17 protein-coding genes are annotated in these 12,362 nt (G+C 38.3%); 7 read left to right on the top strand and 10 right to left on the bottom strand.

Annotated features, from left to right (window positions below; translation table 11 throughout):
• Window positions 1-168 precede the first annotated feature (168 nt).
• Window positions 169-333 (top strand): hypothetical protein, encoded by a 165-nt coding sequence (locus tag ACYVBM_RS04650; RefSeq protein ID WP_460684460.1) that lies wholly within the window; start codon window positions 169-171, stop codon window positions 331-333.
• 173 nt (window positions 334-506) lie between these two features.
• Here ACYVBM_RS04650 and ACYVBM_RS04645 read toward each other — a convergent pair whose 3' ends face one another.
• The 10 genes from ACYVBM_RS04645 to ACYVBM_RS04600 form a co-directional block, all read right to left on the bottom strand.
• Window positions 507-1,595 carry a calcium:cation antiporter gene (locus tag ACYVBM_RS04645; protein WP_460684459.1) on the bottom strand — a complete coding sequence of 363 codons (1,089 nt, stop codon included), beginning with the start codon at window positions 1,593-1,595 and terminating at the stop codon, window positions 507-509.
• A gap of 91 nt (window positions 1,596-1,686) precedes the next feature.
• Window positions 1,687-1,896, bottom strand: coding sequence for a hypothetical protein (locus ACYVBM_RS04640; protein ID WP_460684458.1), 210 nt, complete (start codon window positions 1,894-1,896; stop codon window positions 1,687-1,689).
• Window positions 1,897-2,062: 166 nt separating this feature from the next.
• Window positions 2,063-2,329 carry a GlsB/YeaQ/YmgE family stress response membrane protein gene (locus ACYVBM_RS04635; protein ID WP_460684457.1) on the bottom strand — a complete coding sequence of 89 codons (267 nt, stop codon included), beginning with the start codon at window positions 2,327-2,329 and terminating at the stop codon, window positions 2,063-2,065.
• 106 nt (window positions 2,330-2,435) lie between these two features.
• Window positions 2,436-2,660: a hypothetical protein gene (locus ACYVBM_RS04630; protein WP_460684456.1), complete on the bottom strand. Its 225-nt coding sequence runs from the start codon at window positions 2,658-2,660 to the stop codon at window positions 2,436-2,438.
• 133 nt (window positions 2,661-2,793) lie between these two features.
• Window positions 2,794-3,135 (bottom strand): cupin domain-containing protein, encoded by a 342-nt coding sequence (locus ACYVBM_RS04625; RefSeq protein WP_460684455.1) that lies wholly within the window; start codon window positions 3,133-3,135, stop codon window positions 2,794-2,796.
• A 132-nt stretch (window positions 3,136-3,267) separates the two neighbouring features.
• The gene (locus ACYVBM_RS04620; RefSeq protein ID WP_460684454.1) at window positions 3,268-3,489 is read right to left on the bottom strand and encodes a hypothetical protein; all 222 of its coding nucleotides are present in this window, start codon (window positions 3,487-3,489) and stop codon (window positions 3,268-3,270) included.
• A gap of 285 nt (window positions 3,490-3,774) precedes the next feature.
• Window positions 3,775-4,503: an ATP-binding protein gene (locus ACYVBM_RS04615; protein WP_460684453.1), complete on the bottom strand. Its 729-nt coding sequence runs from the start codon at window positions 4,501-4,503 to the stop codon at window positions 3,775-3,777.
• A 422-nt stretch (window positions 4,504-4,925) separates the two neighbouring features.
• Window positions 4,926-5,444, bottom strand: coding sequence for a helix-turn-helix domain-containing protein (locus tag ACYVBM_RS04610; RefSeq protein WP_460684452.1), 519 nt, complete (start codon window positions 5,442-5,444; stop codon window positions 4,926-4,928).
• A 240-nt stretch (window positions 5,445-5,684) separates the two neighbouring features.
• Window positions 5,685-6,395 carry a DUF6320 domain-containing protein gene (locus ACYVBM_RS04605; RefSeq protein ID WP_460684451.1) on the bottom strand — a complete coding sequence of 237 codons (711 nt, stop codon included), beginning with the start codon at window positions 6,393-6,395 and terminating at the stop codon, window positions 5,685-5,687.
• Window positions 6,396-6,487: 92 nt separating this feature from the next.
• Window positions 6,488-7,783 carry a hypothetical protein gene (locus ACYVBM_RS04600; protein ID WP_460684450.1) on the bottom strand — a complete coding sequence of 432 codons (1,296 nt, stop codon included), beginning with the start codon at window positions 7,781-7,783 and terminating at the stop codon, window positions 6,488-6,490.
• A 113-nt stretch (window positions 7,784-7,896) separates the two neighbouring features.
• Here ACYVBM_RS04600 and ACYVBM_RS04595 point away from each other — a divergent pair, with 113 nt between their 5' ends.
• The 6 genes from ACYVBM_RS04595 (at window position 7,897) to ACYVBM_RS04570 (ending at window position 12,329) form a co-directional block, all read left to right on the top strand.
• Complete coding sequence (locus ACYVBM_RS04595; RefSeq protein ID WP_460684449.1) at window positions 7,897-8,799, top strand: alpha/beta hydrolase; 903 nt, start codon at window positions 7,897-7,899, stop codon at window positions 8,797-8,799.
• Between the two features lie 300 nt (window positions 8,800-9,099).
• Window positions 9,100-9,354 (top strand): hypothetical protein, encoded by a 255-nt coding sequence (locus tag ACYVBM_RS04590; RefSeq protein ID WP_460684448.1) that lies wholly within the window; start codon window positions 9,100-9,102, stop codon window positions 9,352-9,354.
• A 173-nt stretch (window positions 9,355-9,527) separates the two neighbouring features.
• On the top strand, window positions 9,528-9,806 hold the full coding sequence (locus tag ACYVBM_RS04585; RefSeq protein WP_460684447.1) for a hypothetical protein: 279 nt from the start codon (window positions 9,528-9,530) through the stop codon (window positions 9,804-9,806).
• A gap of 242 nt (window positions 9,807-10,048) precedes the next feature.
• Window positions 10,049-10,318, top strand: a complete 270-nt coding sequence (locus tag ACYVBM_RS04580; RefSeq protein ID WP_460684446.1) for an RNA recognition motif domain-containing protein — start codon at window positions 10,049-10,051, stop codon at window positions 10,316-10,318.
• A 104-nt stretch (window positions 10,319-10,422) separates the two neighbouring features.
• On the top strand, window positions 10,423-10,698 hold the full coding sequence (locus ACYVBM_RS04575; RefSeq protein ID WP_460684445.1) for a hypothetical protein: 276 nt from the start codon (window positions 10,423-10,425) through the stop codon (window positions 10,696-10,698).
• A 521-nt stretch (window positions 10,699-11,219) separates the two neighbouring features.
• Window positions 11,220-12,329 carry an ATP-binding protein gene (locus ACYVBM_RS04570; RefSeq protein ID WP_460684444.1) on the top strand — a complete coding sequence of 370 codons (1,110 nt, stop codon included), beginning with the start codon at window positions 11,220-11,222 and terminating at the stop codon, window positions 12,327-12,329.
• The last annotated feature ends 33 nt before the right edge of the window (window positions 12,330-12,362 follow it).

The raw sequence follows: 12,362 nt of genomic DNA, 5'->3' as shown, positions 1-12,362 counted from the left end.
AGGATAAATACTAATTGCAATTTGCAACAAACTTTGAAAGAGTTCCTCTTAACATCAATTAACAGGTTGTAAAGATAAACAAATAAAGTAACAAGGCAGGAAAAGATTTAATTATCGCGATATCTGGCAAATAGAACCCATCGGGTTTAAAATAAGTATCTTTGAGACATGTTACCATTCAAGATCGGCGATAAAGTGAAGTTACTGCCACCGTTTTCATCAATCAATACCTACACCATTCTTTCGATAGTGGGTTCGTATGCTACACTGTTTCGCAAAGGTGAACATAAAAACCTGGTAATCTACATCAAGTGCATTAAAAAACTGGAGTAGTAAGCGGCTACCCGAACTACTCAACAAGAAGTATAAAAGAAAAGGAAAACCAAATATATTTTGAGCGATTGGAAAAGGCATACCGTATGAATCAGGAGGCGGAGAAACTATGATCCGGTGCGCAACAACTGTAAAAATCGGTACGTCACACATAACTGTTCAGGGAAATATTGTCAGGGTGCAATCGTCAAAAAGATGTAAACTGCGAATATCATCAAAAGTACTATACCCTGCAATATATTGGTGCGCCCAGTTGCAAGCGAAAGCATAATTGTAAATTGTGCCAGTACTAACAGTACCATTGCCTTCATATCAATACCCAATGTGATTTTCATGCCGGTTGTTATGGATACTACAGCTACAGCAGGAATGGTAAGCCCTATACTGGCAAGAGCAGATCCAAAGGCCAGATTAAGACTGGTTTGCAGGCGGTTTTTTCGGGCAGCGCGGAAAGCTGCAAGTCCTTCGGGAAGTAGTACCACTGCTGCTATAATAATACCCACTAAGGATTTGGGAGCTCCCGCTTTGGTAACGCTGCGTTCTACATCAGGGGCTAAAACTTTAGCAAGTAGTACCACTATTCCAAGACAAAGGATCAACAGGAATACACTGCCCCATGTTTCTTTGTTTGTTGGAGGTTCAGCATAGGCCTCTTCGTTTCCTTCCGCATGGGGAGGCAGGAAGTAAGCCCGGTGCCTGATAGCCTGAACCAATGTAAAAGCAATGTAGAGGATGAGGCATCCTGTAGCAACAAACCCCAGTTGTAGAGGTGTATATTCGGAGCCTGATCTAGTTGTAGTAAAATTGGGCAGTATAAGCGTAAAAACCAATATGGCAGTTAAAGTAACCAGTGCAGCGCTAACTCCCTGGAGGCTGAAAACCTGCTCTCTGTATCGAACACCCCCTACCAGAAGACAAATACCCACAATCCCCGTAAGTATGATCATGACTGCTGCCAGAACGGTGTCCCGGGCAAGGGCTGCCGTGCCATGTCCGTTATCTGTCAACATCAAAGAAACTATTAGCGCTACTTCGATTACAGTAATGGCCAATGCAAGTACCAGGGTTCCAAAAGGTTCTCCCACACGGTGAGCTACTACTTCTGCATGATGTACGGCCGCAAGAACGCTGCCGACTAACAAGAGTGCAATCAATAAGTGAAAAATTCCATTGTTCACCCCCATCGAAACACCCCAATATGCAAGCCAGGCTAAAACCGGTATTACTATGGTCCATAAAGTCAGGTATATACGTTGTTTCATAAACCTAAAAAAAGAAAAGGGATGCCAAAGAATTGCGGCAATTTAAAAATAAGAGCAGATTCTTTGAAAGGTTAATGCGCTGCCTGATTTGTCACCTGCCATGAGTTTTAGAATATTTTTTTACTAACTCCTTCAAAGAATCACAATATTCTGCCAGGTCTTTACAATCTATTCCCTCTGCGCTCATTCCCGAAACTTTTACAGACATCTCTTTTATGTATTTAGATAATTCAGGGAATTCGCGATGTACCTGCATCATTCTGTTTATAATATCCCGGTTTAGTTCGTTTACTGTTTTCATGATGCATTGTAAATATCGTTTAAATTTGTCCTTTTCGGCCTGCTTTGCCGATCTTCGCATAAATACTACCGGATAATAGTATCGGGATTATTGGCGTGCATTACTGTAGTCCGGTTATACACTACGGAACCTGTGTTAGAAGCTCCTATTTCCTGCATTTGCTATTCTATGATCCGGAGCTCCTTTTACGCGTGGCTATACTATAAACCCATAATAAAATAAGCGAACCCACAACTGCCAGAATAAAACTCCGGATGCTAAAATTACTGGGCTCACCCCAGCCTATTATGTTGCCAATCCAGCCTCCCAGGAAGGCTCCGGCAATACCTATGATTATTGTAATGATCCAGCCACCGGGATCTTTACCCGGATGCAACGCTTTAGCTATAATGCCGGCGATTAATCCAAAAATGACCCAAGATAAAATTTCCATGGTTTTAATATTTAATTGGTGAAAAAATACTGATCACCTGACAAAAGAAAATATTCATGGATAAGAGGCGATCAGGTATATATATTTATTGCAGCAGTTAATCTCATTATTCTGTCTGATTTATGCTTTCCACTTTATGTTTACGAAGCCATTCATCAAATTTATCTGCATATGTGGCTGCATTATAATGAATAATACTTGCATCTAATAGCATAATGGTAAAAAGGTTTCCGGAACGGATAAACTTTTTTAAACTTTTAACGGAATGCGTAAAATCATTAAACATCACAGCCGTATTATCCTTATCTGAACTTAAAAGTTGATCAGGCATAAAAAATATTACTATTGCTTACTGACCTTTCAATACTCAAAGAACACAACATGTTTATACCCTAATTTTATATACATATATGTGGAGCAATGAAATAAAGTTATCTGCTGTTGAAAGCAGCCTGAATAAGCATCTATTCATTGTAACCGCTCTTTATGATTGTTGAGATCATTTTAAACCGCTCATTTGCTTTTATTGTGTTTCGGGAATGCGCGGGAATGATTATAGATTGACCAGTTTGCAACAAATTTGAAATTCCATCAATAAGTACTTCCGCCTTCCCCTCTATTATCTGTATAAAAGTGTCAAACGGAGATGTCTTTTCCGATAATGCCTCCCCTGAATCAAAAGAAACCGCACTTACATTTCCGGTTGTTTTTCGGATAATTGTTTTGATAACTACTGAATTAGAGATGTACTCAAGTATCTCAACAATAATGAAGACTTTAGATTTTTCTATTTCGGAATTTTCCAATATTATTAGGATTAAATTAAACTGAAATAAAAAGAAAAGACAGGCTTTCATCTCTGCCTTTTCTTTTGCACGTGTCTCAACGCGCTACAATAATTGTTGATTTATTGTTCATGGATTCCATAGGATGGTTTGCTATTTAGTCAGGTTGCCCTTTGCAATAATACCCATTACTTCCTCAGGTTTTTTATCAAGTCTTGCTGAGACCCTTTTAACCAGTTCTGTTTCCTGCCCCGTTGTATACTTAAGATCTTCTGTTGTCAGCTGAGGAAATTTATTTTTGAGATTTTTAGATTGTACAGACCAATCACCGGTAATTTTAAAGCTTTTGCCCGCTTTGTCGTTTGTTGTATTCATTTTAAAAAATTTTCTTTGTGAAAGAATTTTCACAGACCAAAGGTGCAGCTATTTATGTGGTTAGCTATTACACGCTTGTTCTAAATAGTTACATCATTCACATATAGTTTACCAATTCGGAGTATATATTAAAATCATCATAACTTTTTATTCATTCAGGTTCTTTCAATGGATTTGAAAAACAACGATCATTCAAATTTCCCCCTTATTCAAGATGACTACGTAAGATGATCACATAGTAATCATTCATTAGTGTGATTTTGATTTATGATATCCATAATTCAATTAGGAGTTGCAGGGATAAGTGTAAAAGGGATTTTCAAATAACAAAACAAACCGGGTTCCTTTTTGAAGTTCTGATTCTACGGTTACTTTTATGTGATTGGAAATAAGAATATCATGTGTTAACGCTAACCCTAACCCAAGGCCTCCTGGTCTTTTTGTAAAAAGCGGGCTAAAAATATTTTCCAGGTTATCTTTCGAAATACCACAGCCATTGTCTTCGATTTGTAATATATATCCCCTATCAACCGCTTTTGTAAGAAAAGTTAGTTCTCCCTGGCCGGTAGCCATCGCATTAATTGCATTGATGACAATATTGGTAATAGCTATACGCATTTGAGATATGTTAAATACAACGGCACAATTCTGTTTAGCATAGTTTTTATTTACCTTAACCTGCTTGAGTAAAAGACTGTCGGCCGTAATTGCCAGTACCTCATCTAATAATTGATGCACAGTATTGTCCTCTTCTGTTACTTCATTCGCCGTTCCTGAATTCAGTATTTTTTTTAACAGGTCGTCAATTCTTTCTGAACCCCTGGTTATGATATCCAGGAAAGTAGTTAGCCGATTATCAGAAATGCCGGTCTTTAAAATATGGGTAGACAGAGTGATGTCTGTCAATGGGCTACGAATTTCATGTACCAGTGCAGAAACAACCTTTATGGGAATGCTTTGTTCACTCACAACCACAGGTACAGCATTCTCTAATGAGATAAAAGCTGTTGCCATTTTTGAATAATTTTATTTTCGGTGATTAGATAAAAGCGGTATCATCGTGTGAAACATATATTCTTATTATAATTAAGAACTGTATGTAACAGTTTGATCTTATTGACAATTTCATTTTTCAGTTTATGGTGAAACTTCGTTGTTTTTAATTCAATAAGCGCCTTTTCGTAGTCTTGTATTGCTTCGTGAAACAACCCCGCGTTTTCATTTTTTCTTGCTTCCTGCAGGATTGGAATATTATTCTTTCTAAACAGAAAAGATCGAAGTATAATAAAGCTAAAAAATGCTATCATAATGAAGATTAAATAATAGAAATACTTAAATTACATGTAAATATCACGCTATTAAATGTCTTAACTATTACACTTTTTTAACAAAAGGTTATAATATTCACATATAGCTGATTTAAGACCGGTTGCTGCCTATACATCGTCCAGCATGGAGCGCCTTTTGTTCTTAAGCTGCTTAAAGTGGGAAGGAGTAAGACCAGTCACTTTTTTAAACTGGTTAGATAAATGCGCCACACTGCTATAATGCATCAGATAGGCTATTTCGGTAAGATTTAATTCGTTATATACCAGCAGTTCTTTTACACGTTCGATTTTATGCGCAATAAAAAATTTTTCGATCGTTGTTCCCTGCACTTCAGAGAAAAGATTTGCCAGGTAAGTGTAATTGTAATGTAGCTTTTCACTTAAATAATCGGAGAGATTAACGACAAGAGGCTCTTCAGAATAATGAATGAGTTCAATAATCGTATTTTTAATTTTTTGAATCAGCACGCTTTTTTTATCATCCATTAGCTCTAAACCTGATCTTACTAATGCTGCTCTCAAAAAATTGCGTTGCTCATCGGTAATGTCCCCGGCAATTTCCACTTCTCCCAATTCCACGAGGGAATGATCCAATCCCAACTTAGCAAGCTCATTTTTCACAACCATCTTGCAACGAATACAAACCATATTTTTAATATACAATTTCAGAAGAACTATGTTTAAATTTGACGCGCACTACTGTAAATGTAATCTTTATTTTCTGCTTACCGGTTTAAACTCCAATTCTCATTTTATACAATATAGATTGTCAGGTTTTGACACCCAGGACAAAAAATTTACAAAGAGGATAATCTTATTTAATCATATTGATGGAATTTATATCTGTATTTAAGCTCATAATCATCTTTATAAATGAAAGGTTTTTTCCAGGTTCCGCCCCCATTTTAACTTATAGTGAAGAAAGATTAATATGAGAAAAATGAGGAATGCACAGGAAACAGTGATCAGGCTCCAGCTTAAATACACTGTTTTAAATCGGTAAAAAGAAATAATAGTTTCTATTCCCAGGCATAAAAAGCCACTGCCCAGGAAAACAAAAGCAATAATATTGATGCCTCTATTTTCTACATGAATGATGATTGCATATAAAACCGCTGTAATAAGATTACCTGTAAACAAGATGGGGATAGCTACTTCTATCGGCCAGCTTATTCCTTTTATAGAACTGTCCACTAATACCAGGAGTATTGCAGAAACTATAAAGCTGCCGGTGAGCTTTATTATAAAACCCTGCTTCCAGAAAGCAAAAAGCGTTATATAAATAAAGGCAGACAGGCAAATGACCATGGGGTATTGGGACCAGCTGAAGGTGTGGCTAACAACCAGGTTTATGACCAGTGGAACAAGGATCATCGCAAGAAAAATGAGGAAAAGAACATTCCAGACAAGATTTTTTTGTTTTGGGGACATTTTTCTGATTAAAAAACCAGGTTCATGAATCTCTTCTGCATCCACCGTTCCCTCCGCCGAACCTGCTATTGAAACCTCCTGTCCGCAGAGCGGGCATTTATTCATGTATGATTCCAGCTCTACACCGCAATTATTACAAAATTTCATGTGTATCTTTTTAATGGTTTCTATGGTCACATGGAACTTCACATAGAGAAAATATTCATTACACGGCGTATAAAAATGAATATTTTCTTATGCTACATTTCATGTTTGCTGATTTTCACAGGTATATTCTGATGGGTTAAAAATGTAAGAAAGTGCTTTTCCAATGTTCTGGACGTACTAATGTTGCCAAAGCTCAGTATTAGCTTGTCACCAAAACCTGCCACAGCACAATTTACCTTCAATATTTTATTGGGCGGAGGCGCTATAAAAACCATTTGATCAATCAGTTCATTTGCCTGACACCCCAGGTCGATCCTGCCCATATTGGTAACAACTCCACTGTACTGCTTTGTGCCAACGGTATATAAACGGGATAAAAAAAGTGACTTGATAAAAAGCGGCAGGCTTCTTATAAACGTGTTCCTTTCCCCGCTTACATTACGCGAGATCATTTTATTGATCAGTTTTTTATCTGTTTCGAGTTGCATTTGGTGATAAACAATCTTTATGATTTCATCAAATGAATAAGTTCCCAGGCGCATATCTATCCCCGGAAGTACATAGAGAGAGAAGTTTCTCATTGTTTTTGAAGAATACAGTTTACGCAAATTAACGGGTACTTCAACGCGTATGATCTTGCGTGCTATCTTCTTCATCAACACAGACTGTTCGAGATACACCTTTTGCAAAGCGTACAGATATACTGATGTAACGTATTCGGTAAGGCTTACATGATGCTCCCTCGCTTTGTCCAGGATGGATGCGGAGGGCAATGTTGCAATCAGCACATCAAACCTGGGTACACTTTTTAGCGAAAAGGGTATATGAAAAGCATTGCTTATGTTAATATGCGGAACCTTTATCTTTTTAAAACACCTGTTATAACTATCCTCGTATTCTTCTTTAGCCATTTGTTCCGGTAAACTACTGCAGGTATCCGGCGTAAGCAGGGTGCCGCATTTTTTAAAATAAGTAGCAAGCAGTTTTTTTAAAAATTCAAGCGCGCCCATGCCATCTGTTAGTATATGAGAGAACTCTACGCTGACCCGGTTTTTTTTAACAAGTACCCTAAACATCAATTCTTTAGGGCGAAAGGATCTGCAGGGCGTACCGGTGTCATGTTCTACTGGTATGGATTGATCGCTGTGTTCCAGGTAGTACCAAAAAAAGCCGGCTTTTAATCTTACTTTGTAATAGGGAAACCGGGTTTCTATTGCCTGAATCGCTTCCATAAAAAGTTGGATCCTAACCGGGCGTTTTAATACGGCTGCTACTCTGAACACCGAGGTGAGTTCATGATCCTTAATGGCGGGATATATCTTAGCAGCATTATCCAGGCGTAACCAGAAATCATCAGTATGCTTTCTATGCTGAGTTATATGAGTCATGTGCCGGCACCGTTTTGTAAACCTACGCGTATATCTATTTACAACAATCATTTCAAACTTTTGTTAAGTATGGATGGTCTCGGAAAAATTCTTCCTGACTTAAAAAACAGATTTTGGCAAGTGTACAAAGCAGGCTGTTTACCGCGTTGTTGCGTGTAGTAAATAAAAAAGATTTTCTAAAAAGACAACTACAGTCAGGAAAAACCAGCTTTTTAGATTGTTCGGAACCATCCGCTTTTGCTAAAAAACGGTTACATATTGAAAAATTGGAGGCTTCCGGGCATAATGTATTTATGCTAAGCCATCCTGCAGCAAAAAACGGCATACATATTATATACCTGCACGGAGGGGCGTATGTTCAGGGATTTACCAAACTGCACTGGTCTTTTATTACGCAAATGATTGAATCAACACACTGTACCGTCATTGCACCCGATTATCCATTGGCGCCAAAATATACCTATAAGGCTACATCTGAGTTAGTTATATCAGTATATAAACAGGTTATTGCAAACACTGACCCTGCGAATGTTATTTTAATGGGAGATTCGTCTGGCGGAGGTCTGGCATTAGCTGTAGCACAACAACTAAAGAAGGATAATATCAGTCAGCCAGCGCAAATTATATTGCTTTCCCCCTGGCTTGATATTACACTCTCAAATAAAGAAATAGAGGAGTTGGACAGCAGAGACCCTTTTCTTGGTATAAAAGGGCTGCTTATGGCAGGGCGCGCATACGCCGGAGATACGGATCCGCATCATTTCCTGCTTAGCCCCATATACGGATCTTTGGAAGGATTGGGCATTATCTCTGTATTTGCGGGAACAAATGAAATGCTGGTAGCAGATACCAGAAAATTGAAGCTGATTGCAGATGCCAGAGGTATTCCGTTCCGTTATTTTGAGTATCCGGAGATGATACATGCCTGGATGTTATTTGACTTCCCCGAATCACGCACCGCCAGGAAGCAGATTTTTGAATTAATCAAAGATCCTGTTTTCAGAAGCGGGTTATGAGATGAGGCTTTGGCCCTGACAATTCTGCTTAAATATGACCCTGAATTATTAGGATGAGCTGAACCTGACAGAAATTTCTTACAGACTTCATTACAGCAGTGCAGCGCAGTTACCCAACCAGCTTAAGAAAGTAACAGGATGCTCTCCTTCTTTTTTTACAGGCAGCTGAAGCTAAAGCGCAAGCAAAACCTGGAAAACCTGTGATATTTGTAAGTTTATTGAACTTGTTTGTAACATTAATACCTTAAAGATGGATGATCTTTGTTCTGTAACAAATTCGTTACAATTTAAGTAAATATTATGAACACAGGTAACATCAGGAAAAATGAAAATTTCAAAATAGTAGGAGATTGGAGCAGCCAGTCAAAGACCCTTAAAGAAAAATATCCGCTTTTGGTGGATGCCGATCTGAAATTTGAAAAAGGCAAAGAGAATGACTTACTCGCCCGGGTAGGAACCCGGCTTAATAAAAAAAGGGAAGAAGTGATCAATATCCTTAAAAAGGTGCAACCCATAACCGCGGCCTGGGCCATTCGCTTACTTAACATACCGTAAGAATCCTATTTTATGAGAACCTCAGGGACAAGAATTAAAAAGCTTGTCCTTTTTAGCGACCCCTTTATACGAATCATTTCCTGGCAGCAGACGCCTTCTGATCTGCACGTTTATTTCCCTTCAGTTTCCACTTAATTATCAATATAGTCCGTTTACCTTATAAATTATTTTGTATGATCAGCAAAAAGATAACAGCAGCACAGGTACCGTTATTGCGGAAAGGAGATATTATAAAAAGATTTCCTTCCAGCGGAGCTCCTGAAGAGCAATTTGATGAAGAACGTAAAGAGGATACGGACATATTTGAGATCTGTTCTATAAATCTCCAAAATGATATGATAGAACTCATAACACCAGGCTACGCGCGTAGTATGTTTTCTTCTCCCGGCGACATCAGCCATTTGTTTATAAAATCCCATAATCTTACGGAACAGGGAACCTGGTGGATATAGAATGTTATTCCTTCGGCTTTATTTTGTTTTTGAACCCAGCATTAATTCTCTTACCGCTAAGAAAAGAAAAAACCGTGCTTGCTTGAAAAGCCTTATCTTTACAAGGATAGGCATAAATACTCCATCACTTCAAGTCAGGATCAGTTACATATCTACTACGCACCAATAGCATTTATTTTTCTCCTTCTTCTTTTTTTGCTGCCGCATTTAGCCTCTATTTTTTAACAGAAAAATTTATTACAATGAACATGTATGTTTCAAACCTGGGGTTTTATGCCTCTGATGATGATTTGCGCGAACTTTTTAGCTCCTTCGGACAGGTGTCTTCTGCTAAAGTAATTATGGATAGAACCACCGGTAAGAGCCGGGGTTTCGGGTTCGTAGAAATGGGCTCGGTTTCAGATGCCACATTTGCAATGAAAGAGCTGGATGGCAAGGATGTCGATGGCAGGAGAATTGCCGTTACCGCAGCAAAAGAAAGGGAAGACCGGTCTGAAAAAAGAAGATGGTAAATTATAGTAAGAAGGGGCCGGATGGCCCTTTCTTACTATAATTATATAACGATCTATTAAAAGTCAGGTTGCTTCATTTTAATTCTCATTTAAAAATAAATACCATGCATTTTCAAAAACAAGACCTTGTCGGTACTCATTATACCTGGAACAAAACACAACCTTCTTTTAGTGGTCAGCCCAGCCGCAGAAGTTTTGATAAGAATAACGGAGACCAGGTGCTTTTCCTGATCAATTACTATGCATCGCTGGCCGGCCTTTCCAGCCTTTCTGAAGGCAGAATGATTGAACAAACAATCACACGTGATCTGCCAGACAATGCCAAAAGTGAAGTATCTGCTTTTCACTGGATCAGGCGAAGCGCTTTCACCGCCCTGTAGAATTCCAGCGTCCAAAATAGCTGCAGCGATTTTTATCAGCCTTCTCTTTCATCCATACGGAACGTTCTGTTTTAAAAAATTCTCCCACCTCTCGGCTCACCAAAGATCGTTTTTCCTTCAAATCAACAGAAGTATTCGCCGCAGAAGTGTATACCGTTCAGATATTATTTTTCATTTTCAAGAGAAAGAAGGGGTAATATTTTCCTCACCAGGAGTCAGCAGGCAGCACTGCGTCAGGAAAGAACAGCATTATAGAAATTAAACTATGCATGAAAAGGCACTGCTTTTGAATGCCATCTAAATAGCTGTTAGAGCAGGTTTAAATACTAAAGAGTTGTTACTAATATGCATAGAATACAACATCCGTTATAAACTAACTCCCTGCGGGCACTGTATTATAGGGCAACAGAGGCTTTTTTGTCCAAAACCTTTTTTATGGATTGAAAATTGTGGTTTTTTAAAGATTGTTGGAACCCCTGGCTCTAAAAGGTTCCCAGCGCGTTACTTACATACTTTATAAAATGAATAACCAGAGTTTGGGATTATTAGCAGAAGAGAAACAGGCATTGCTGGCAGCGATTGTATCCTCTTCTCAGGATGCAATAATAAGTAAAACCCTGAAGGGTATTATAACAAGTTGGAACCCCGCTGCTGAACGGCTCTTTGGATATTCAGAAAAAGAAGTACTGGGTAAGCATATATCATTGATCATACCAGAAGACCGGATACACGAAGAGGATTTTATCATACAACAAATTTCCAAAGGCTTGCGTTTGGAACATTTTGAAACAATGCGTGTTACCAGCGATGGCAGACAAATCCCCATTTCTCTTACTTTGTCACCGATATTTAATGAGCACCATGAAATTATTGGAGCATCTAAAATTGTGCGGGATATTTCTGAAAACATTAGGACCAAGCAGGAAAAAGAACAGCTTTATGAGGAGATTAAAATGTTGAACAAAAAAAAAGACGAATTTATTGCACTGGCAACTCATGAACTAAAAACGCCTATCACTTCTTTGCGAGGATTTTTAGAAGTGTTACAGAAGAATGTTTTCCCGGAGGGTATTAATTTCAGTTTGCTTGAAAGATGCAGTCGGCAAGTGAATAAATTAATAATGTTACTGAACGATCTTTTGGATGTTTCCCGCGTTCAACTTGGAAAACTTCAGCTTCGTTATGAATACTTTAATACTGTTGATATGGTAACGGATGTACTCTCCAGCTTTATCCACTTTGAAAAACACACCCTTAGCGTTAAAAACAGGGAGCCCATAATCGTTTATGCCGATAGAATTCGGCTGGAGCAGGTACTTACAAACCTGGTTAATAATGCTATTAAGTATTCTCCATCAGGAGGAGAAGTTGAAATAAAAATATGGAAATCGCGTGACAACATTCATCTGTCAGTCAGGGACGAAGGCATTGGCATTGATAATGAACATTTGGCTGAAATTTTTAGTCAGTTCTACCGGGCCGTTGACGCCCGGTCAAATATTTCCGGGTTAGGAATTGGTTTATATATAAGCAAAGAAATCATTGTTCGACATGGAGGAACAATAGAAGCAAAAAGTCAGAAAGGCGGCGGGTCTGTTTTTACCGTTTCACTTCCGCGAAAGAAGAATTAGAAACAGTTTATTAAGTAATTTATTTTATTAGGT

The sequence above is a fragment of the Niabella aquatica genome (assembly GCF_054779315.1).
The sequence above is the reverse complement of the archived record's forward strand: the minus strand, read 5'-3'. Positions and strand labels throughout refer to the sequence as shown.